At 49.4% G+C, this 23,503-nt stretch carries 18 protein-coding genes and 1 riboswitch; of the genes, 12 read left to right on the forward strand and 6 right to left on the reverse strand.

What is annotated here, in order from left to right:
- Positions 1-355 precede the first annotated feature (355 nt).
- Entirely contained in the window at positions 356-2,536 is a 2,181-nt protein-coding gene (locus AAIG11_RS01070) for a TIM-barrel domain-containing protein (protein ID WP_343184429.1), read from the forward strand.
- Positions 2,537-2,545: 9 nt separating this feature from the next.
- Here AAIG11_RS01070 and AAIG11_RS01075 read toward each other — a convergent pair whose 3' ends face one another.
- Positions 2,546-2,950, reverse strand: coding sequence for a DUF2177 family protein (locus AAIG11_RS01075; RefSeq protein ID WP_343184430.1), 405 nt, complete (start codon positions 2,948-2,950; stop codon positions 2,546-2,548).
- A 226-nt stretch (positions 2,951-3,176) separates the two neighbouring features.
- Between AAIG11_RS01075 and AAIG11_RS01080 the strand changes: the two genes are divergently transcribed.
- The 5 genes from AAIG11_RS01080 (at position 3,177) to AAIG11_RS01100 (ending at position 11,437) form a co-directional block, all read left to right on the forward strand.
- Positions 3,177-5,039: an ATP-binding protein gene (locus AAIG11_RS01080; protein ID WP_343184431.1), complete on the forward strand. Its 1,863-nt coding sequence runs from the start codon at positions 3,177-3,179 to the stop codon at positions 5,037-5,039.
- 372 nt (positions 5,040-5,411) lie between these two features.
- Positions 5,412-6,497 (forward strand): carbamoyl phosphate synthase small subunit, encoded by a 1,086-nt coding sequence (locus AAIG11_RS01085; protein WP_343184432.1) that lies wholly within the window; start codon positions 5,412-5,414, stop codon positions 6,495-6,497.
- Complete coding sequence (carB, locus tag AAIG11_RS01090) at positions 6,488-9,676, forward strand: carbamoyl-phosphate synthase large subunit (RefSeq protein WP_343184433.1); 3,189 nt, start codon at positions 6,488-6,490, stop codon at positions 9,674-9,676. Before AAIG11_RS01085 ends, carB begins: the two co-directional genes overlap by 10 nt.
- 29 nt (positions 9,677-9,705) lie before the next feature.
- On the forward strand, positions 9,706-10,506 hold the full coding sequence (locus tag AAIG11_RS01095) for a dihydroorotate dehydrogenase electron transfer subunit (protein WP_343184434.1): 801 nt from the start codon (positions 9,706-9,708) through the stop codon (positions 10,504-10,506).
- A complete protein-coding gene (locus tag AAIG11_RS01100; RefSeq protein ID WP_343184435.1) occupies positions 10,496-11,437 on the forward strand; it encodes a dihydroorotate dehydrogenase in 942 nt (313 codons plus the stop codon). The genes AAIG11_RS01095 and AAIG11_RS01100 overlap by 11 nt, the downstream gene beginning before the upstream one ends.
- Positions 11,438-11,473: 36 nt before the next feature.
- Here the strand turns inward: AAIG11_RS01100 and AAIG11_RS01105 are convergent, their stop codons facing one another.
- Positions 11,474-13,171 carry a CoA-disulfide reductase gene (locus tag AAIG11_RS01105; RefSeq protein WP_343184436.1) on the reverse strand — a complete coding sequence of 566 codons (1,698 nt, stop codon included), beginning with the start codon at positions 13,169-13,171 and terminating at the stop codon, positions 11,474-11,476.
- Positions 13,172-13,274: 103 nt separating this feature from the next.
- Positions 13,275-13,592, reverse strand: coding sequence for an ArsR/SmtB family transcription factor (locus tag AAIG11_RS01110; RefSeq protein WP_343184437.1), 318 nt, complete (start codon positions 13,590-13,592; stop codon positions 13,275-13,277).
- Positions 13,593-13,879: 287 nt separating this feature from the next.
- On the opposite strand from AAIG11_RS01110, the gene AAIG11_RS01115 reads away from it, so the two are divergent.
- Positions 13,880-14,506, forward strand: a complete 627-nt coding sequence (locus tag AAIG11_RS01115; protein ID WP_343184438.1) for a cyclodeaminase/cyclohydrolase family protein — start codon at positions 13,880-13,882, stop codon at positions 14,504-14,506.
- Between the two features lie 274 nt (positions 14,507-14,780).
- On the opposite strand, the gene AAIG11_RS01120 is transcribed toward AAIG11_RS01115, so the two are convergent.
- On the reverse strand, positions 14,781-15,371 hold the full coding sequence (locus AAIG11_RS01120; RefSeq protein ID WP_343184439.1) for a class I SAM-dependent methyltransferase: 591 nt from the start codon (positions 15,369-15,371) through the stop codon (positions 14,781-14,783).
- Between the two features lie 258 nt (positions 15,372-15,629).
- On the opposite strand from AAIG11_RS01120, the gene AAIG11_RS01125 reads away from it, so the two are divergent.
- Positions 15,630-16,340: a helix-turn-helix domain-containing protein gene (locus AAIG11_RS01125; RefSeq protein ID WP_343184440.1), complete on the forward strand. Its 711-nt coding sequence runs from the start codon at positions 15,630-15,632 to the stop codon at positions 16,338-16,340.
- Here the strand turns inward: AAIG11_RS01125 and AAIG11_RS01130 are convergent, their stop codons facing one another.
- On the reverse strand, positions 16,341-17,048 hold the full coding sequence (locus AAIG11_RS01130) for an ATP-binding cassette domain-containing protein (RefSeq protein ID WP_343184441.1): 708 nt from the start codon (positions 17,046-17,048) through the stop codon (positions 16,341-16,343). It abuts the gene before it with no gap.
- A gap of 1 nt (position 17,049) precedes the next feature.
- Complete coding sequence (locus tag AAIG11_RS01135) at positions 17,050-17,739, reverse strand: ABC transporter permease (RefSeq protein ID WP_343184442.1); 690 nt, start codon at positions 17,737-17,739, stop codon at positions 17,050-17,052.
- Between the two features lie 85 nt (positions 17,740-17,824).
- A riboswitch (molybdenum cofactor riboswitch) is annotated at positions 17,825-17,945 on the reverse strand.
- Positions 17,946-18,136: 191 nt separating this feature from the next.
- Between AAIG11_RS01135 and AAIG11_RS01140 the strand changes: the two genes are divergently transcribed.
- From AAIG11_RS01140 to AAIG11_RS01155, 4 genes are all read left to right on the forward strand, one after another.
- Positions 18,137-19,771, forward strand: a complete 1,635-nt coding sequence (locus AAIG11_RS01140) for an ATP-binding protein (protein ID WP_343184443.1) — start codon at positions 18,137-18,139, stop codon at positions 19,769-19,771.
- A complete protein-coding gene (locus AAIG11_RS01145) occupies positions 19,768-20,448 on the forward strand; it encodes a response regulator (protein ID WP_343184444.1) in 681 nt (226 codons plus the stop codon). Before AAIG11_RS01140 ends, AAIG11_RS01145 begins: the two co-directional genes overlap by 4 nt.
- 374 nt (positions 20,449-20,822) lie before the next feature.
- A complete protein-coding gene (locus AAIG11_RS01150; protein ID WP_343184445.1) occupies positions 20,823-21,242 on the forward strand; it encodes an ArsR/SmtB family transcription factor in 420 nt (139 codons plus the stop codon).
- Positions 21,223-23,358 carry a heavy metal translocating P-type ATPase gene (locus AAIG11_RS01155; protein WP_343184446.1) on the forward strand — a complete coding sequence of 712 codons (2,136 nt, stop codon included), beginning with the start codon at positions 21,223-21,225 and terminating at the stop codon, positions 23,356-23,358. Before AAIG11_RS01150 ends, AAIG11_RS01155 begins: the two co-directional genes overlap by 20 nt.
- Positions 23,359-23,503: the final 145 nt, after the last annotated feature.

Raw genomic sequence — 23,503 nt, forward strand, 5'->3', positions numbered from 1 at the left:
TGAAGACGAAGGACTTTGGTCAGGGAAGCTGACTCCAATCTTGTGTGTTTTTAGTCGAAAGTCTCGAAAACAGCGCCTGAACTCATTGCGCTCAAACAGTAGATGCTGGCAGTTTTCTCACCTTTTCGAAAACACTGACAAGTTTTCCGGGGCTGCCCTTTACCAAATACCTTGCCTTCATCGCATTATGGTTACAGTCTAAAACCGCCTATCCGGGCGGTTTTTTTCATGGAGTGATTTGAAACAGCACTGGTAAAATGATTAGAGAAGCTTGATCTGGCGTATGAGTATAAGAACGGGATTGTATTGGAAGGCATGGTGCAGACAAGGAAATGTGGAAAAGGAGGTAAAATCCATGATTACACGTCAAATTAACCCGCAAACCCTGTGGTTGACCTTTGGAACCCCTTTTGAGACGGAAAGCCTCATGTTTGACAGGGAGCAGGCTGCGTTGCTGAACAAAACACCGCCGCTGCCGGTGAATCTCTCCATTGAAAACGAGCGATTGCAGTTAATAGACTCGTTGTCAGACGATGCCAGGGTACTGGGACTGGGGGAAAACTTGCGGGGGATGAACAAACGGGGCGGTATTTACGAGTCCTTTTGCACCGATGACCCAGTTCATACCCCCGGTAAAAAATCGCTGTATGGTGCTCATAATTTTCTGCTGGTGGAGGGTGCAGTGCCCTACGGAATATTTATTGACTATCCGGGGAAAGTGATTTACGATATCGGATATACCAGGCATGACCAGATGATCATCACCATCACAGGGAGTGATGTGGATATTTACCTGTTTCAGGAGGGGAATCTCAAGGAACTGGCACTTGCCTTCAGGCGACTCATGGGTGAAAGTTACATACCTCCCAAATGGGCTTTTGGCTTTCAACAGTCCCGGTGGAGTTACAGAACACGCAAAGAAGTGGAAGCAGTGGCAGCAGCCTTTCTGGAAAATGAGATCCCATGCGATACCATTTATCTGGATATTGACTATATGGAACGCTACAAGGACTTTACCGTTGATAAGGAAGCTTTCCCCGATTTTCGCGGATTGGTGGCCTCTCTGAAAGAAAAAGGATTTCGACTTATCCCCATCATCGATGCAGGTGTCAAAATCGAAGCAGACTACCCTGTTTACGAAGAAGGCAAAGATCGGGGTTACTTTTGCCTCAATCGCAAAGATGAACCTTTTGTGGCCGCAGTGTGGCCGGGTAAGGTCCATTTTCCCGACTTTTTGAATCCGGAAGCTCGCCGCTGGTTTGGACTGCACTATCAGTTTCTGACAGACCAGGGGATCGAAGGGTTTTGGAACGATATGAACGAACCATCCATTTTTTATACAGAAGAGCGGTTGCAGCAGGCCATTGACCTGGCAAAGGATAGTGAAGGCCAAAATCTGGATATTGATGCCTTTTTCCGCCTCACCGACACTTTTAAAGCGTTGTTTAATCATCCTGATGATTATCAGCAAATGTATCACCAGGTGAAAGGAGAGATGGTGAACCACGCCAAAATTCACAATCTTTATGGATTCAATATGACCCGTTCAGCTGCTGAAGGACTGGCAGAACTGGAGCCCAATAAGCGCTTTCTCCTCTTTTCAAGAGCCTCCACCGTAGGGCAGGGGCGCTATGCCGGCATCTGGACAGGGGATAACCATTCATGGTGGGAACATATTTTGCTAAACCTTCAAATGATGCCCGCCGTGAATCAGTGTGGCATCCTTTATACAGGTGCAGACACCGGCGGTTTTAGTGACAATGCCAATGCTCAACTGATGATTCGATGGAGTCAGTTCAGTCTTTTCACACCTCTGTTTCGCAATCATGCGGCTCTGCACACCCGGCACCAGGAGCCTTATGCTTTTGATGGAGCTTTGACAGCTGTCTTGAGAGACGTAATTCGGTTAAGATATGCGTTGATCCCCTATTTATACAGCGAATACATGAAGGCAGCTAAAAACAGCGGGCTCTTTTTCATGCCCCTCTCTTTTGAATACGCTGAAGAACAGGCCGCCTTAACCGATGACCAGCTGCTGGTGGGAGAGTCTCTCATGGCAGCTCCCATTTATCGGGAAAATGCCAGGGGAAGACATGTCTACCTGCCTGAAACCATGCTTCTCTGGAAAACAACAGGACCAGCGGGTGGTCAACTGGAAGTGGTGCCACAAGGGCACCATTATTTAAAGGCTGAATTGGCAGAAAACCTGATTTTTATTCGGAAAAACAGGATTCTGGTATTGGGAGAGCCGGCCATGAGTGTGGAAAAGATGGATCTCTCCACCATGAAGGTGCTGGCTTTTGTGGAAGATACTGCCACCTATGTGCTTTATGACGATGACGGGCTCACCCATGATCACCGGGAAGGCGCTTACACTGAAATTCACCTGACCATCACCCATCAATCGGGGGATTTTCAGGTGAAGGTGGCAGCATCATCCCATGTCGAAGTCAACGTGCTGAAACTGGTGATGGTTAATGCGGCAGGAAAGCAACAGGAACAAGTTATTCAGGTAGTGCCAGAGGCTTTCAAATAAGTCGCCGACCTACTGCCAGTGAAGTGCCCGTGTGATCAAGAAAGTTCCAGTGGTGACAGCGGCCCCCAGGGTGGTGCCCCAGGCCAGATCAACCAGGGTTACCAGCAGCGGCCAGTCTCTCAGGGTGGCCAGATTGGTCAGATCATAGGTGGCATAGGTGATAAAACCAAAAAATGCACCTGTGAAGAGAGCTGTCTGCCAGCTTTCATGGGCAATGGCAGGCCGCAGGGCGAAGAAAACCATGCCCGCCACGTACAACAGATAGAATGTAATCGCCGCAGGCCAGTTCACACGGGGACTGAGAAGAAAACCAATCTGTTGCTGGTAAAAACGCTGGGCAACTACCCCCAGCCAAATCAGGTCGATACCAAAGAAAACCATTACGGCTACGAGGTACAGGCGGAACCAGTACATGCAACAAACCTCCTTTATCGTTCGAGAAATGAGAGAAATTAGCTTGTTGGTTGAGGGGCTTCCTGGTAGAAATACCCTGCAATAGGTTATTCAATCATTCGTTTGAAAGATAGGGTATGTATCAATGATGGCAAATAAACCTGACAAAAATGATATTGTGCTGGCAGCCAAGCCGGATGCATTGGTACAACAGAATTTCTGAAACGGATGTGATGAAGTGGAGACGGTGAAATTGCGTACATTTATGGAACAGGCTCCCATGGGATACGCTTATCATCGCATGGAGTGCGATGCTGATGGGCAGCCCGTGGACTATGTTTTTATTGATGTCAATCGGGCTTATGAAGAGATGACAGGGCTAAAAAGAGAAAAAATGCTGGGTAAACGCCTTAGCCAGGCAGTGCCGGCGGTGCTGACAGATGGTTTTGACTGGGTCGGGTTTTATGCCCAGGCAGCGTTGGAAGGAAAAACAGTTGAAACAGAACAGTATGTGTCGTCATTGGAATGCTACTATCGGATCAAAGCGGTACCTGCAGAAGAATTCCATTTTATTTGCTATATAACCAACATAACTGCTGAGAAGGAGCAGATGGAGAGATTCAGGTCAGTGGCTTCGGCACTGAATGACATTGTGCTGGATCTCGATGATGCCTTTCGATTCACGGGTGTGTACACCACTGATGAAAGCCAGTTGTTGTTTCCAAAAGAGTTTCTTATCGGCAAATCTATTGAAGAAGTTTTCGATGAGGCAATGGCTCTTAAAACACTTGAAAACCTTCAAATGGTGCAACAAAGTGATTCCAATTCGATGATGGAATATCCCTCATGGCACACTGGTGAAGAACGATGGTACCAGGCAGTATACCTTGGTCGCCAAGACAGCTTTGGCCGCTGGCGTTACAACATTGTGATCCGGGACATAAGTGAGAGTCGTACAGCAGCTCTGGCACTGGAGGAAAGTGAGCGCAGTAAAAGTGTGCTACTTTCAAATTTGCCGGGGATGGCGTATCGATGTCGCTATGATCGGTACTGGACCATGGAGTTTGTTTCAGAGGGATGTCGGGTGCTGACAGGGTATGCACCAGAACAGCTCATTGGTAACCGGGACTGTTCCTATAACGACTTGATTTTGGAAGAGTACCGGGAGCAACTGTGGGAGGCGTGGGCTCAGGCAGCAGCGGGAAAAAAACCCATGCGGGCGGAGTACCGTATTCTGATGGCTGACAACACAGAAAAATGGGTGTGGGAGCAGGGGGTTCCCATTTACAATGACAATGGCGAAGTGGAGGCTTTGGAAGGGCTGGTGATTGATCTTTCTGAACGGAAGGCTATGGAGAGAGCCATGCGGCAAGCCCGGGATGCTGCCGAGTCGGCCAATCTCGCCAAAAGTCAGTTTCTGGCCAATATGAGCCACGAAATCAGAACACCCATGAATGGACTTTATGGTTTTCTTCAGTTGATGGAGTTGACAGAGCTAAATGGCGAACAGCAGGAATATCTGGCACATATGCGTCAGTCGATAGACACCCTGCTTTCAATTGTTAATGATATTCTTGATATCAGCCGCATAGAATCTGGAAAGCTGGAACTGGAGTACATAGCCTTTGATTTAAGGGAAGAAATGAAAGCGGCAGTGATGCCTTTTTCCCTGCGAGCCCGGGAGAAAGGGCTGGAACTAAGTGTGATGATTGATTCAGAAGTGCCACGGCAGGTGATGGGTGATCCCATCAGGTTAAGGCAGGTGCTGACAAACTTGGCGAGCAATGCAGTGAAATTCACTGATGCAGGATCAGTCCTGGTTCATGCAACAGTAAGTGAGACGCCTTTGGCGGATGAAGATGAACCCATGATTGTGTTTCGTGTCATTGATACTGGTATTGGAATTTCTGAAACAATGCAAAGCCGTCTCTTTGAGCCCTTTGTTCAGGCGGAAACATCCACCACCCGGCGTTATGGCGGCACGGGATTGGGCCTGTCCATTGTGCGGCATATTGTCACCCTCATGGGTGGTCGGGTGAATCTGGAAAGCCGGCCAGGGCAAGGGACCGCCGTCACATGCACCATTCCTTTTCCCGAAATGTCTGAATAGATTATATGACAGATCAGCTGGTCGGGCACATTTCCCTTGACAGACAACAGCGCTTCCGCTATACTGGTGAAAACCATATGTCCTTTAAACTGGTCCCGTGAGACTGGTAAGGAAACGCAAACAGGCCATCAGAACCTGAGCCTTCCTTTCTCGCGCAAAGGAAGGCTTCTTTGTGCGAAAAAGCAAATCCTTGCTGTCCAACGTGACAGTGAGGATTTTTGTGTTTTGAGATGTGGTTACAGTGGACCAGGTTTGATCAAAGATAATCAGTGGCACATACTCATGAAAGTGAAATCACATAAGCGTTGTCAAAAGAGGTTCTGGTGATCTCAAGTAGATAGGGCAGCTCAAAAGGAATGAGGGAGGCGTACAATGAAGGGAAAACTGATTCTGGAAGATGGCACAATATTTGAAGGGAAGCTGTTTGGAGCCATGAAGCAGGTGCGGGGAGAAGTGGTGTTTAATACAGGAATGACCGGTTATCAGGAATTGCTGACAGATCCTTCTTATGTTAACCAGATGGTGGTGTTGACCTATCCGTTGGTGGGAAACTATGGCTTCAACTGGGAAGATGTGGAATCAGCCAGTCCAAAAGTGAATGCGCTGATTGTGAAGGAGCTATGCCGCACCCCCAGTCATTTCCGTTCGGTGGGTCAACTGGAGCATTATCTGAAAGAACACGGTATTACAGGTATTGAAGGCATAGATACCCGTGCGCTGACCATCCACATTCGCGAAAAAGGCATGATGCGGGGAGCGCTGGTTGCTGGTGACGAAATGCCGGATCAGAAATGGCTCACAGCACCACTGCCTGATCCGGTGGCGTCAGTGACCACTTCCAAGGTTAAGACACTGGGGAATCCTGAGGGTACCCGTATTGCCGTTCTTGATTTCGGAATCAAACATGCTATTGTCAAACATCTGGTTAACCGTGGCATGTGCGTCAGCTTATATCCTGCCCAGACAACCGCAAAAGAGATGCTGGCTTTCCAACCCTCGGGTATTTTACTTTCCAATGGTCCGGGTAACCCCAAAGATTTACCGGTGGCCATTAAAGCAGTGAACGATTTGTTGAAAAGGGACTTACCTCTCATGGGAATCTGCCTGGGACACCAACTGCTTAACCTGGCCTGTGGCGGCGATGTGTACAAACTTCCCTTTGGTCACCGGGGCGGTAATCATCCGGTGAAGCATTTGGAAACCGGCGTTGTGACGATCACTTCTCAGAATCACAGCTATGCAGTGAAAGAAGACTGTCTGCCAGACTGCCTGACAGTCACACACCGAAATCTCAACGATGGCACGGTGGAAGGCATCCGGCATCGGCAGAAGCCAGTTTTTTCAGTACAGTATCACCCTGAAGCTTCTCCCGGTCCTGCCGATTCGGTTGCCCTTTTCGATACCTTTCAGCAGATGGTTGAAAAGACGCTTCAAAAGGAGGAAAAACCATGCCATTAAATCAACAACTGAAAAAAGTGATGGTCATCGGCTCGGGTCCTATCATCATTGGCCAGGCGGCTGAGTTTGATTATGCCGGTACCCAGGCCTGCCTGGCGCTGAAAGAAGAAGGCATTCACGTGGTATTGGTGAACAGCAATCCTGCCACCATCATGACAGACCCGGGCATTGCCGACACGGTGTATATGGAGCCGCTGACCCCCGCATTCATCAAAAAAATCATTCGAAAAGAAAAGCCCGACGGACTTTTGCCCACACTGGGAGGGCAGGTGGGTCTAAATCTGGCAGTGGAACTGGCAGAAGAGGGGTTTCTGGAAGCAGAAGGCGTGACATTGCTGGGTACGCCTGTGGAGGCCATTCAGCGGGCAGAAGATCGGGAGCTGTTCAACCAGATGCTGGAAAGCATCGGTGAGCCCATCGCCGAAAGCCGGGTGGTGGATCAGGTGACAGAGGCGCTGGCGTTTGCCACAGTCATCGGGTACCCGGTGATCGTGCGACCTGCATACACCATGGGGGGCACCGGCGGCGGTATCGCTGAGAATGAAACAGAGCTCAGGGAAATTGCCCGCATCGGCCTGAAAAGCAGCCGGGTGAACCAAATTCTGGTGGAACGTTGCGTTTCAGGATGGAAAGAAATCGAATTTGAAGTCATGCGGGATGCCAATAACACCTGCATTACTGTCTGCAGCATGGAAAATGTGGATCCGGTAGGAGTACACACCGGTGACAGCATTGTAGCGGCACCCAGTCAGACATTGGCAAACCAGGAATATCAGATGCTGCGTACCGCTTCCCTGAAAATCATCCGCGCTCTGGGAGTGGAAGGGGGCTGTAATGTGCAGTATGCCCTGGACCCAGAGAGCATGAACTATGTGGTAATTGAAGTAAATCCCCGGGTCAGCCGCTCCAGTGCCCTGGCTTCCAAAGCCACCGGGTATCCCATTGCCCGCATTGCCTCTAAAATCGCTGTAGGGCTCCATCTTGACGAAATTCCAAATCCCATCACCGGAATGGGTCATGCCGCTTTCGAGCCTGCGTTGGACTATGTGGTGCTGAAAATACCCCGATGGCCCTTTGATAAGTTTGCACTGGCCGACAGAAAACTGGGTACCCAGATGAAGGCCACGGGAGAAGTGATGGCTCTCGACAGAAGTTTTGAAGGCGCGCTGATGAAGGGGATCCGGTCCCTGGAACTGAACCGCAACAGCCTAGTGCTCCGGGAACTGGCAGATCTGACAGATGAAGCCCTGTTGGAACGGATTGGTGCCCGGGACGACGAACGGATTTTCTACATTGCCACTGCCCTCTACCGGGGAATGGACATGATGACCATCCACCGCCTCACAGGAATGGACCCCTTCTTTCTGACAAAAATCAACCACCTGGCACTGCTGGAAAAGCGATTGGAACAGGAAACACTGCAAACTCTCTCAGAAAGCCTGCTGCGGGAAGCAAAAGCCATGAATTTAGGGGACGAACACATTGCAACCCTGGTGGGAACTGATGAAATGTCTCTGCGTCAGTATCGAAAAGAACGGGGAGTCACGCCAGCCTACCACATGGTGGATACCTGCGCCGGTGAATTTCCGGCTGTGACGCCCTACTTTTACGCCAGTTACGAAGGCACCAATGAAGCAGAGCCCACCTCGCGCCGCAAGGTATTGATTCTTGGTTCAGGCCCCATACGCATCGGGCAGGGGGTGGAGTTTGACTACTGCACCGTTCATTCCTTGTGGGCGCTTCGGGAAATGGGCATTGAATCCATTGTCATTAACAACAATCCCGAAACCGTCAGTACTGATTTCAATACCTCTGACCGGCTCTACTTCGATCCCCTTACCACAGAAGATGTGATGAATGTCATTGATTTAGAAAAACCGGAGGGAGTCATTGTTCAGTTTGGCGGCCAGACGGCCATTAATCTGGCAGAATCACTTGAGAAAGCAGGCGTGACCATTCTGGGCACCAGTGTGGCAGACATTGACGCTGCTGAAGACCGGGATAAGTTCAACCAACTGGTGCAGTCGCTGGGCATTCCCATGCCCTTTGGAAAAACCGCCCGATCAGAAGCAGAAGCGGTGGCTTGCGCAGGCGAGATTGGGTTTCCCCTGGTGATTCGTCCTTCTTATGTGCTGGGGGGGCGCAACATGGAAATTCTCTATTCCATGGAAGAACTGGAAGAATACATGACGAATGCAGCACTGGTGTCACCCCGGCATCCGGTACTGCTGGACCAGTATCTTCAGGGCATGGAGGTGGAGGTGGATGCCGTTTCTGACGGCGAAGCCATCCTGGTGCCGGGTATTATGGAACATATCGAGCGGGCCGGAGTGCATTCCGGCGACAGTATCGCAGTGATTCCACCATTGCATCTGAACCGGCATATGCAGGAAACGGTGATGGACTATACCCTGCGACTGGCAAAAGCGCTGAAAATAAAGGGAATGATCAATCTGCAGTTCGTCATTCGCTACAACAGGGTGTATCTGCTGGAAGTAAATCCCAGGTCCAGCCGCACTGTGCCCTTTCTCAGTAAAGTGACAGGTGTTCCCTTGATTAAGTTGGCCACCCAGGCTGCTATGGGTATGAGCCTTCGGGAACAGGGCGTTCGCCCGGGTCTCATGCCGCCGCCGGAAGGCTATGCGGTGAAGGCACCGGTATTCTCTTTTTCCAAACTCATTGAAGTGGACACCTCCCTGGGGCCGGAAATGAAATCCACTGGTGAGTCCATCGGATTGGATGAGTTTTATCCCAAAGCACTCTACAAAGCACTCACGGCCTCAGGGTTGGAAGTGCCGGCAGACGGCAGTATTTTGGTAACCGTTGCCGACAAAGACAAGGATGAAGCCATCCCCATCATTCGAGAGCTGTGGGAAATCGGTTTTTCCCTTTACGCCACCAGTGGCACAGCTCAGGCACTGCGACGGGGAGGAATTGAAGTTCGAGAGGTTCGCAAACTTGACGAACCTGTACCCAACCTGCTGAACCTGATTCAGGAAGAAAAAATTCATCTGGTGATCAATACGCCTGCAAAAGGAAAACAACCAAAAAGGGACGGCTTTAAGATTCGTCGGGCAGCGGTGGAGTCTGGAGTGCCCTGCGTCACCTCCATGGATACGGCGCGTGCGGTTCTGGAGGTGCTGAAAAGTATTTCCTTTAAAGTGACCGGATTATCATGATGAGCTGTCAAAGAAGGGGAGGGGCACACATGAAACGGGAGTACACAGGCAACATCATTTATCAGGAACAGCTGCTGGAAGACTGTTACCGAATGGTACTGAAAACAGATGCAGACTTGCTGCAACAGGCTTTGCCAGGGCAGTTTGTTCACTTGAGAATCAATCCGCTGGGGGGGCCTTTGCTGAGACGACCCTTCAGTATCCACAGTATTGACCAGGAACAGGGCACCTTGTCGTTGCTTTACGCCGTGGTGGGCCAGGGTACTCGGATCATGGCGGCAGACCTGCCGGGAAAAACCGTCACCTTGCTGGGTCCGCTGGGGACTGGGTTTCCCCACCTGCCTCCCTCCACTGGTGAGGTGGTGCTGGTGGGTGGTGGTTTGGGAACGGCGCCGCTGTTGCATACAGCCAGTTGGTTACAGACTGCCGGCAGAAAGACCCGGGTGATCCTGGGATTCCCTTCACAAGACCGGGCCATGTTGGCCAGTGACTTTACCCAAACTGGGGCAACCGTTCACATGACTACTGAAGACGGCAGCGAAGGCTACCATGGGTATCCTACCTTATTGCTACACGAAGTATTGGCGAGAGAGTTTGTTCAGGCTGTCTTTGCCTGCGGTCCCCATGCCATGCTGGAAAATGTGGCAAAAGTATGCGGCGAAGCGGGGATTGATGCCTGGATTTCCATGGAAGAAAAAATGGCCTGTGGCATTGGGGCCTGTCTGGGCTGTGTGGTGAGGATCCGGGATGAGATGGGAAGCCATTATGAGAAGGCTTGCATGGATGGGCCGGTGTTCAAAGCCTCGGAGGTGATTTTTAATGAAGCATAAGGGATTGCAGGTGGTCATCCCTGGCAGAAGGAAGGGTGCCCGCTCTTTGATGCTGGGAAATCCAGTGATTGCTGCCTCCGGCACCTTCGGTTTTGGCCGGGAATACGGAGATTACCTGGACTTGAATCAGCTGGGAGGCATTGCTGTCAAAGGGCTGACTCCGGAACCCCGGGAAGGGAACCCCATTCCCCGAATTGTAGAAACCCCCATGGGAATGCTTAATTCCATTGGTTTGCAAAATCCTGGACTTGAAGGATTCATCAAAGAAGAGATGCCTTTTCTCCGCACATATGAAACGGCGGTAATCGCCAATATTTCGGGCAACACCGTGGCAGAATTTACAGCCATGGCCACTCGATTGGAGTCAATACCTGGCATTCACGGGCTGGAAGTGAATGTGTCTTGTCCAAATATTCATCGGGGAGGTGAAGTTTTTGCCACCAACCCGGAGATGGTACGGACGATCACAGAAGAAGTGGTCAACGTGACTACGTTGCCGGTGATCGTCAAACTGTCTCCCAATGTGACTGATATTGGACTCATTGCCCAAAGTGCTGAAGCGGGGGGAGCAGACGCCGTTTCTCTCATCAACACAGTGCTGGGCATGGCCATTGACATCAAGACCCGGCAGCCTGTGCTGAAACGGGTTATGGGCGGTCTCTCCGGGCCGGCGGTCAAACCCATCGCCCTGCGCCAGGTCTGGCAGGTGTACCAGGTGGTGAAAATTCCCATCATTGGCATGGGAGGCATTATGACGGCGGAAGACGCCCTGGAGTTTCTCATGGCCGGGGCGGCGGCGGTTTCGGTGGGAACCGGCAACTTTGTGAATCCCACCGCCTGCATCGATGTGGCTGTGGGAATCAATTCGTATATGGAGAAACATGGGCTTCGCCGGGTGAGTGAACTCACGGGTGTTGCCCACGAACAATAAATGAGTAAAGACGCCCCCCTAAAGGAGGCGTCTTATTTAAATCGTACCAGAATCATCCATGGGTAACGCTGTGACAGCTGCTTCTTCAGGACGGAACACAGCCTGCCAGGTGGCATATCCCCCGTCAAGATTTTTGACATCATAGCCCCGCTGTGAAAGCATACGGGCGGCAATGTAACCCCGAACCCCTACCCGGCAGTATACGTGAACGGTTTTGTTTTCGGGAAGCTCCTGAAGACGGGTGCGAAGCTGGCTAAGGGGAATGTGATGGGCATCCGGAATGATTCCCTGAACCACCTCGTCATCATCCCGCACATCAAGGAAAAAAGCACCGGAAGCATTCAAATTATCCACCTCATGCCACTGAAAAGAAGTCACCATTCCTTCCCGTAAGTTGGTGGCGGCGAATCCCAGCATGTTTACCGGATCTTTGGCAGAGGAATAAGGAGGTGCGTAAGACAGTTCCAGCTCCTGCAGATCTTCAACTGTTAATCTGCCCCGCATGGCCGTCGCCAGCACATCAATACGCTTCTCCACCCCTTTGGAACCGATGGCCTGTGCACCCAGAATTTTTCCGGTGACAGGGTCGTAGAGCATTTTCATGGAAATGGGATCTGCCCCGGGGTAGTATCCGGCATGGGCACCGGGGTGAATGTGCAGGGCTTCATAAGGAATGTGGAGCTGCTTCAGGCGTTTTTCGTTGTTGCCCGTTGATGCCGCAGTCAACTGAAATACTTTTACTACGGCAGAGCCGAGGGTGCCGGGGTAAGCCACCGGGCGTCCGCAGATGTGATCGGCCACCAGGCGGCCCTGCTTGTTGGCTGGGCCGGCCAAAGGAATCATGGCGGGCTGTCGGTTGATATAATCGGTGACCTCTACGGCATCACCAATGGCATAAATAGAAGGATCACTGGTTTGCATGGCATTGTTCACCAGAATACCGCCCCGCTCGCCCAAGGTTAAGCCGGCTTCTTTGGCCAGTTGATTTTCAGGCTTCACACCGATGGCCATGATAGTCAGATCGGTGTGAAGCAGCTTGCCGCTGGAAAGTTGAATTTGGTTTCCGGATTGCAGAAAAGCCGAAACGCCATCCGCCAAGATCAGTTGAACACCCTGCTGGCGGATGTGATTGTGAAGAATGGCAGCCATTTCATAATCCATGGGGGCCATCACCTGATCCTGCATTTCCACCAACGTGACATGGATTTCCCGCGCATGGAGATTTTCGGCCATTTCAACACCGATGAAACCACCGCCAATCACAACAGCCTTTTTGGGCTGATGCAAATCAATGTAATGATTGATTTGGTCGGTGTCGGGAATAGAGCGAAGAGTGAACACATTGTCCGTTTCCTGCAACCCTGAGATGGGAGGCTTCACCGGGCTGGCACCTGGTGACAAGATCAAGACATCATACATTTCAGTATATGTTTCATCGGTCAAATGATTGTGCACTGTCAGTTCTTTTTTATTGCGGTGAATGGCGGTGACTTCATTGTAGGGACGTACCGAAAGATTGAAACGGGCTGCCATGCCTTCGGCAGTCTGCACCAGTAAATCATCCCGGTTTTCAATGATGCCACCGATGTGATATGGCAGACCGCAATTGGCAAAAGAAATGTAGCCGCCCCTTTCCAATAAAACAATTTCAGCCTGTTCATCAAGCCGTCTCAAACGGGCAGCGGCTGTGGCGCCGCCGGCCACGCCGCCCACAATAACAATTTTTTTACGCATGAAAAAATCCTCCTTGAGTGATGATGGATAAATATCGTTCAAGATAATAATAAGTTGGAATGACTGTATATGATAACGATTATTTGAGGAAAATATACACCTGTCACGGAGAGCTGGGGTCATTCATGGACAATTGCAACTGCTGGATGAGCGCCGGTACTTGAGGATGAATAATCCGGTAATGAATTTCCAATCCCTGGCGCTGACCCTGAATGATCCCTGTGTTTCGCAGGACAGCCAGGTGCTGGGAAACGGTGGATTGTGGTACAGACAAACAATGCTGGAGCTGCTGTACATTGGCGACGCCGTAATCTGCAAGTCGTTTCAAAATGCATAAACGAACCGGGTGCCCCATGGCCTTCAGCAGATCTGCTGCTTGCTGAAGTTGAATTATTGTGACATTGTCGTTGTTGTGCGGCATGATAGCCTCCTTTCAGTGAGTCATTAAATGCCATTATGTTGAAGGGTGTCGGGTAAAACGCTATATTAGAATATTACGATATAATAGATCCGATGTCAATCGTTAATTTGGAGTCATCTTTTGATGGGTGGCTGATGAACTCTTCTTCAAAGAAATTGTTTGGAATTCACAGGAACTATCTGGAGATTCACTGTTAATGACAGTCTCATTTGTCAGGATACTACATTGACATGATCTTGTAGAATTGATATGGTGAAAACAGCTTACATACGGAGAGGAGAAATTTCATGAAACTGACTGAGCTGAAAACAAAAGAATTTGTCAGCACGCTGGCATCAGATGCACCTGCACCAGGCGGCGGAAGCGCTTCAGCGTTGTTTGGAGCTCTGGGAACTGCCTTGGTATCAATGGTGGCAAACCTGACAACGGGCAAAGAAAAATACGCTGCTTATGAAGAGCGCATGCAGGAAGTATTGAAAGAAACAGAAGGGTTAATGGCATCATTTAACAATCTGATTGAGAAAGATACCGAAGTGTACAATGCGGTGGGTGATGTACTGACCATGCCTAAAACGACAGATGAAGAAAAGGCAAAGCGAAAAGAAGCTATGCAGCAGGCTCTGAAAGAAGCAACCATTGTTCCATATACCATGATGGAGGAAGCTGCAAAAGTGCTGGTGGTGCTTCAAAAGGCAATGGGTCATTCAAATCCCAATGCAGTGAGTGACCTGGGAGTTGGTGCCCTTGGTCTGAAAGCGGCTATGCAGGGAGCTTGGCTTAATGTGAAAATAAACCTGGGCAGCATCAAAGACGAAACCTTTGTCAGCGAGTATCGGGCTAAAGGAGAAAAACTGCTGGCAGATAATCTTGCATTGGCAGACAGTCTCTATCAGGAAGTGGAAAAACAGCTTTAAATATTTTGTCTTATCAACATTCTTTCAATCCACTCAATAACCACTGGCATGCCAGCATTCTCACATAAGAAGAATGCGAACGTGCCGGTTTTTTTGTGGCATAGAAATAGAGGCTGTTCGAAAAAGCTGTGGACAGCGTTTTAAATAATTTCAGCTTTTGACATTCATGATCCACTCGATGCTATCAACTGTTACTTGAAAACCCGCTACAGGCGGTTTAATATACACATTAATCACTCAGATGATTCCGCCTGTACTGGTGAACGAGCGTGATTTAATGGGGCCTATGAGCCACGCCGCCAATGAAAATGTCCCTGTAGACCGGGTAAAGTTCCAATTGCTCAAATCCTGTTGCGGCAATGGCATCCAGAGTCTCTCTGTTGAGATGACATTGGTTGGCCATGCGCTTCCAAAGAGGTGTCAATCGTTGAAACACATTTTTTAGCCGCTGGTTTTCAGGCAGCACGTGCTCAATAAAAATGAACCGACCGCCAGGCTTTAATACTCGAAAAATTTCTGCAAGGCTGCCCATGACATCAGTGACAGAGCAGAGCACCAGCGAAACGACAACAAAATCATAAGACTCATCGGCGAAAGGCAATGCTTCGGCCTGTCCTTCCAAAAAGCGCAGCGGCAGGTGGTCGGGGTAATGGTGACGACGTACTTTTTCGCCAATGGTCAGGTCGAGAAGATCAAGATGATCAATATACTCATAACGGTAGTAGGGCAAATTGGCACCAGTACCCACACCAATTTCAAGCACCATCCCTCTGGGGCGGACCATCAAAGACCGCCGAACTTTTTCAAGCAGCCTTTTTTCCAGCGGACGCATCAGTAAATCATAAAGAGAATCACCTGCAGACATGGGGAACACCTCGTTTCAACATGTGTGATCAGTTCATTTGTTCCGGTAATAGATACCCTAAAATCAAATAAACAAAGGCTTTCTCAGAAAATCGCCGGGACCAGCAGGGTTTCCTGAATAGGCTCATTGAACAACATAAACACCGCGCAATACTGGCCAACGTGGTACCGGAATGATAAGTCATGTTATAATAGATGATCAGGAAAATAGATTCATCGTGAAAAGCAAAAAAGATGATGACTGAGAGGAAGTGAAAAGATGAATCCAATTGCAGAAGCCATTCGAAAAGCGCGTTTGCGTGCCGGCATGACTGAAAAAATGCTGGCAAAAAAATGTGGCTTGGCTGAAAACTATATCAAACAGGTGGAGTCGGGCAGGAAAGTGATCCAAGAACAGGCAGCCCAGCGTATTTTACAGGTGTTGGGAGAAGAGACGGATGTATTGCAGCAGGGGTCCCATCTTCGTCGGGACTCTGGGGAGAACGAGGATGACCGTGAAACTGAAAACAATCGGTCAACCAGAAATCAGGCGGTGAAACGGGATGCCTCCCTTTCCATCGAACCCAATGATCAGTGGACTGATGCCCTGGCCCATATCATCAGGCGTTTCCCTGTAGAAAATCTGGCAACAGGGAAAATAGTGGCGCAAAAAGAACTGCCGGTATTGGGCAAAAAAATAGAGGGAGTTCCCTGGGAGAGAGTTCGATTTTTTCAGGTGGCAGACGGCCAATTACAGTCCCTGCGAATTTTTAAGGACGATCTGGTAATGGTCTGTGAAACAACTGAAATCATCAATGGTAAAATCCATGTCATCGAAGTAAACGGCCAAAAAATGATTCGCAAACTTTCGAAAGATCAGCAGAAAAAAATTCTGTTATCCACCGGAAGTTCAGGGGAAGTACCCACAGCTGTCACTGAGAAGCAATTAAAGCTGATTGGCCGCTGTGTCAGCGTTGAGTTCAGAGTCTGATTAAATTAAACCCTGCTGGATAAAAGAATGCACCAGAGGGTGTGCGTGACTGCCAAAGACTTTTTCAAGGGGGCCGGCATCCTGAAGAGTACCCTCATACAAAAAGGCTACCTGGTCACACATGCGTTTTGTCTGTTGCAGGTTATGGGTGACCATTAACACCGTGGGGTGATAGGCTTCGTAGTGGATGCGAATCTGTTTTTCAAGAAGCAGAATAGAAGTGGGGTCAATATTGGCAGTGGGCTCATCCAGCATGATCAACCGGGGCTTGAAAACAAGGGCCCTGGCCAAAGCCACTTTCTGAGCCTCGCCACCTGAAAGTGTCCAGGCTTTTTGATCTCGCAAATGTTCAATTTGAAAGCATGTCAGCATTTCCTCCACTTGCTCTTTAAGTTGCTGCGCGGGAACATGGCGCAGCTGCAGCGGGTACGCTATGTTTTGAAAAACAGAAGTGCGTAACAGGTAAGGCTTTTGGAAAACCAAAGTCATGTCAAGAAGTAATCGGTCATTCAGAGGCAGACCATCGTATAAAATCCGACTCTGACAGGGTGCTGTCAGGGAAGAGATGATTTTAAGCAGGGTGCTTTTTCCGGAACCGTTGGGGCCGATGATTCCCCAAAAACAGCCACTGTCAATCTCCAACCGGGAGATATCCAGCACCTTTTTTTCATCATAGCTTTTGGTGAGGTGTTCGATGAAAAGATGCATGTTATCGCTCCTGTTGCCAATGATACAGCAGTGAATTGATGATGAAAGAAATCAGCAGCAGCACAATGCCGGTGGCGATGGCCAGGGAATACTCTCCCATATTGCGAAGCATGGCAATGGTGGTGGTCATGACCCGGGTGTGCCCCCGAATATTTCCACCCACCACCATGACAGCCCCCACCTCAGAAATAGCCCGGCCATACCCGGTGACAACAGCCGACATGATATTGATACGCAATTCTCGAATGAGCAGCCAGAGTGTTTGAGAAGGAGAAGCCCCCATGGTTTTGGCAAGGTCTCTGATCTCGCTGCCTCTTTCTTTGGTGCCATTAAACACAACACCGGTGATAATGGGTGTCACCAGGCAAAACTGGGCAATGATCATGGCCGTGGGGGTAAAGTTGAGGCGAAATTGCCCCAAAGGGCCGCTGCGAAGCAGTAACAGAAAAATGACCAGCCCAATGACCACCGGCGGCATGCTCATTAGCGTATAAATCAATCGAACCAGCATTTTTTTACCAGGAAATTCTTTGATACCGATGGTAAGGCCAAAGGGGATTGCCACAATGCCTGCCAAAAAAGTGGCAGTCAGTGAAACAAAGAGAGACAGGCCGACAATTTCTAGGAATTCCGGGTCCATTCTGATGAGCAGATGAACGGCATCCCGGGTTCCCTGTATGAGATTATCCATGAATACGCCCCTTTGTCAAAGTAGTCAACTACATGGAACCACGAAACAAAAAAACTCCCTGAAGCTGAAAATGCAGAAAGGGAGTTTTGGTGATTTTTCGGCTCCTTTCCACAGTGGGAGGCATCGCTGTTTCCGGCAATACCTTAATGGTTTTTGGTCATGGCGCTGAGCGCGGTAGACGCAAAAACTCGGAGACTTAAGCGCTGGTTGGTGATAACGCTTACTGCTGATTATACCGAAGGGGTGGTGGCTTGTCAACGAGCAGACGTTGATACCCGGCGGTATCATGCCGTTGATTGCAGAGAGGCAAGTCGACCAGAAGGCAACTATGTGATAAAATAAATCAAATTACAGGAACAGCACCGGGCCGGACTACCGGAAGGATGATGTGGTACGTATGAAAACGCATAGACAGCGCAGAGAAATCAGCCTGCAGGCCAAAATCATGTTCTTTTCTGCTTTTATTGTGACGTTGAGTGTTCTGAGTGTCAGCTATGGGTTTCTCAAAACCATGGAAGCCAGCCTGTTAAAAGAAGTGGAAAACAATGTTCTCAATACAGCCCGTATTGTTGCCCGCATGCCAACGGTGATTGGCGCATTTGAAACAGCACATCCTGAAGAAACCATTGATCCCTTGATGAAAGTGATTCGAAGCAGCAGTCGCGATGTACAATTTATCACGGTAACGAATATTGAGGGGATTCGCTACTCCCATCCCAATCCTGAACAGCTGCTGAAGCCTTTTGCAGGCGGCGATGAGGGGCCCGTGCTGCAGGAAGGAAGCGAATATATTTCGGTGGCACAGGGAACGCTGGGAATCTCCACCAGGGCGCTGACTCCCATTATCCACCCTGCAGGCCATCGCCTTGGTATGGTGGCGGTGGGCACGCTGAATCGCAACATCGAACAGGCGACGGCAGAAATGCGATGGCAGGTCTATCGCTTTGCTTTAATTGGACTAGTATTGGGCCACTTGGGCTCCATTTGGATGGCAAAGCACCTGAAGAAAATTCTGCTGGGGTTGGAACCCTACGAAATCTCAAAACTGTTAAAGGAGCGCAATGGGATTCTGAAAGCCATTAAAGAAGGTGTAATGGCTATTGATGCAGATGGAAATGTTTCCATGATCAACGAAGCGGCACGAACAATGTTGAGTATCTCTCCGGATAAACAGGAAGGGATGCACATCGGTGAAATTATGCCTGAGTCCAAAATGCCCCGGGTATTGAAAACCGGGCAGGCAGAGCTTGATATTCAGGATGTCATGAACGGTGTTCCCATTATGGTCAACCGCATTCCCATCACAAACGCCAAAAATGAAATTGTGGGTGTGATATCCAGTTTTCGTCTCCGGGATGAATTGACCACTCTTGCTGAACAGCTCACAGGTGCCCGGATGCTGGTGGATTCTCTGCGTGCCAACACCCATGAGTTCATGAGCAAGATGCATGTGCTGTTGGGATTGCTGCAGCTGAAAAATTATGATCTCGCCGAGAAGTATATACTGGAGGAGACAGAAAGCCAGCAGCAGATCACCAGTCAGGTCATTCGTCACATTAAAGAACCTGCCGTGGCGGCGCTGATCATCGGGCGATTCAGTGCGGCGAGAGAGTCGGGGTTAACCATGATGGTTGACCCTGCCAGTCAACTGTCTGTTCTGCAGGGACGCATTAGCAGCAATGCATTGGTCACCATCATCGGAAACCTCCTGAACAATGCTTTTGACGCTCTGAATCAGCGGGAAAACGGGCAGGTGACACTGAGTATTCAGGAAACAGATCATGCCATCATGCTTCAGGTGGTGGACAATGGAGAAGGCATGTCATGTGACATACAGGAAAAGATTTTCAATCGGGGATTTTCCACCCGTGAAGGAGACAGGGGAACGGGCCTTTTTCTTGTCAATCAGGTGGTTGGAACACTTCATGGAACTATTCGGGTTCAGTCGAAAACAGGAAATGGAACCACTTTTTGGGTGAGACTGCCCAAACAATGGCCTGCTGTCAGGGAAAATGAGGGGGAGGATCAATGATTCGTGTCATGATTGTTGAAGACGATCCAATGGTGGCAGAAATCAATCACCGGTATGTCAACTCTGTAGAGGGTTTTCGGGTTGCAACCATAGCCCGAAACGGAGAACAGGCGATGGAAATGCTTGAAAAAGAAACTGTCGATCTTATCATACTTGATATTTACATGCCCCGAAGTAATGGGCTTCAGCTACTGAAAAAGATCAGGAATCAAAACTGGACCATTGACGTGATTCTTGTTACTGCCTCTCAGGATCCTGCTCATATTGGTGAGGTGCTGAAACTGGGTGCCTTTGATTACCTTGTCAAGCCCTTCGAATTTAAGCGGTTGAAACAGGCGTTGGAAAATTACCGGTTACGGAAAAAAACATTGGAGAATACCCGGCTGGTTTCTCAGGATGACATCGATCGTCTGATCATCTCCCGATCAGAGACGGAATTAGCAACGAACTATGAAAAAGGGATTCATCCCAAAACCCTGGCAACCATAAAAGAACACCTTCTAAACCGGCGGAAGCCGGTGGACGCCACCCAGGTAGCTGATGAAATTGGTGTTGCCCGCGTCACTGCCAGGCGTTACCTGGAGTATCTGGTGAAAACAGGCTTTCTTGAACTGGATATTCGCTATGATACGGGAGGTCGGCCGCGACACCTGTATCATCTCAGTGCATCCCAGTAATCGGCACATCAACCATACCACCAACAGAGCGTCTGTACCATTGATGATTGACGTTGTTCACCGAATTACCGGTGGATGAAAGAAACTGAAAAGTGGTCGCCCGGGCTGTGGAAGCAACTGTCATTGAAACAGGTGTTAATCGGATCGCTTCTGCCCTAAAAAGATTAGCCGATAAGCAAAGCTGTCTGCAGCGGAGTTACAGTGGATTAATAAAAGCGTCTGTTCCGAGCATGCTTGGAACGGACGCTTTTATGTGCGTGTTTTCCATTTGACGAAGTATCAGAAAAAAGAAATCTTGACAACATGGCGGTGTAAGGTGTATCATTAAATTAAACATATGAGCAAGTATTCATATATAGAGGAGGCGAAGTCATATGATGAGTGATGCCATTGATAAAGACCGCTGCGGCTGCAATATCATTCATGAAGAAGCGGTAAGTGAAGTTGAAGATCAGATGATTGCCGATGAACATGCACAGGCAATGGCCGTATTTTTCAAAGTTTTTGGAGATGCCACCCGTTTAAAAATTTTGTATGCTCTGAATCTGAAGGAGTTGTGTGTCTGCGATCTCTCCATCGTACTGGGAATGACCCAGTCGGCCATCTCTCACCAGCTGAAAATGCTGAGAACGAATCGTGTTGTTAAGTCGCGCAAGGAAGGAAAAGTCGTGTACTATTCCATGGATGATGATCACATCCGACGTATTTTTGATCAGGGCCTGGCTCATCTAAGCCACCTTGATGACCGAACTTTACCAAAGGAGATGACCTCAGATGAACTCACATCCCCATGAAACTTACCGTCTGAAAGGGCTTGGCTGTGCAGATTGTGCCGGCCGTATGGAAAGAGAAATCAGCCAAATCAATGGTGTGGCTGATGCAACGGTGGATTTTGTCACCCAAAGACTGACAGTGTATTTTCTCGAAAAAGACAGGACAGACGAAATAATCAAAGAAACAGCATCTGTGATTCAACGCATCGAACCTGATGTCCGCATAGTGCCAGCTTCAGATTATCAACAAAAGGAAGATCATTCACATGAGTTTCCGGATGACGATAACCAATGGAAAACAAAAGGAATGATGGCGGCTGCTTTTCTTCTTTTTGCAGCTCCCTGGACATTTAAGCTGGAGGGAAACCTTGCACTGACGCTTTATCTTGCGGCTTATGTGTTATCAGGAGGTCGGGTACTGTTGCGGGCAGGGCGTAACCTGATGAATGGCAGGGTCTTTGATGAAAACTTTCTCATGAGTGTTGCCACCATTGGCGCTTTTGCCATTGGTGAATACCCTGAAGGTGTCGCTGTGATGCTCTTTTATCAGGTTGGTGAGTATTTTCAAGATCTGGCAGTTCATCGCTCGAGAAAATCCATTGCTGCACTAATGGACATACGGCCGGATACGGCACATCTTATACAGGATGGCCGTGTTCAAACAGTTAAACCTGAACAGGTAGATAAAGGCCAGTTAATCCTGGTGAAGCCGGGTGAAAAAGTCCCCATGGATGGTGTTATCGTCAAGGGAATCAGTCTGGTGGACACAGCTGCCTTAACAGGCGAGTCGCTGCCACGGGACGTTTCTTCAGGTGATGAGGTGCTGGGAGGATTTGTGAATCAATCAGGAGCTCTAACAATAAAAGTGAACCGCACTTACGAACATTCAGCGGTTTCCAAAATACTGGAACTGGTTCAAACTGCCGGAAGTCGAAAGGCCCGCACAGAACAGTTCATCACCAAATTCGCACAGATATACACCCCGCTGGTGGTGGGAGCTGCTGTAATGCTGGCAGTGATTCCGCCACTCTTACTGGCTGACGCGACATTCGGTGACTGGGTTTACCGCGCTCTGATCTTTCTCGTCATTTCTTGCCCCTGCGCGTTGGTGATTTCCATTCCTCTTGGTTTTTTCGGTGGCATTGGAGGGGCTTCCAGCCAGGGTATTCTTGTGAAAGGCGGCAATTATCTGGAAGCACTGAATCAAGTGGATACTATCATATTTGATAAAACAGGTACACTGACCAAAGGGATTTTCAGAGTGAGCCATCTTTTGCCGCAAGAGGGAATAGACGAGCCTCATCTGCTGGAAATGGCTGCGCTGGTAGAGAGCCAGTCGACGCATCCTATTTCAGTTTCCATTCAAAAAGCATGGGGAGGGAATACGGCCGCACACCAGGTGGATGCAGTCAGGGAGACGCCAGGAAAAGGAGTGGAAGCTCTGGTTGACGGTCAAAGGATCAGGGCAGGCAATGCAGCTTTTATGAAGGAGGCAGGAATAAATGCTCCCCAGGTCGCTGAATCCGGTACACTGGTCCATGTAGTTCGCGAGGATCAGTTGATGGGAAGTTTGGTCATCAGTGATGAGATGCGACCGGGAGTTAGAGAGACCATGGAAGGGCTTCGCAGGGCAGGCATCAAGCGGTTGGTAATGCTGACGGGTGACCGGGAAATGATTGCCCGACAGGTGGGTGAGGCAGCTGGTATCAGTGAAATCTATGCAGAGTTGCTACCACAGGACAAAGTGACCATCACTGAAAAAATTATGGCTGAACAGACTGGCAAGCGCAAAGTCATGGTGGTGGGAGATGGTATTAACGATGCACCGGTATTGGCCAGAGCCGATGTTGGGACAGCCATGGGCGGGCTTGGTTCTGACGCCGCCATTGAAGCGGCTGATGTGGTCATCATGGATGATGAGCCTGCCCGGCTGATCACAGCTCTTAAGATTGCCCGGCGTACCCGGATCATTGTCTGGCAAAACATCGTGCTGGCCATTGGCGTCAAACTCATTGTGCTGGCTCTGGGTGCCGGAGGCCTGGCAACCATTTGGGAAGCGGTTTTTGCCGACGTTGGCGTGGCAGTACTGGCAACGCTGAATGCCATGAGAGTGATGAAAACACCCAGGCAGAAATGACGACACCAGTGGATCACGTCAAACATATACGGTTCCGGGTTCTTCAGGAGACAGGTTCATCCTTTTATAAAAGTGGAGCTACCAATTAAAAAGTGGAGCCCCCTATACAGATTTGGGAAAGACACTGCTGGCCAATAAATGGTTA

This window comes from Anoxynatronum sibiricum, assembly GCF_039414295.1.
Taxonomy (GTDB): Bacteria; Bacillota; Clostridia; order Peptostreptococcales; family Tindalliaceae; genus Anoxynatronum; species Anoxynatronum sibiricum.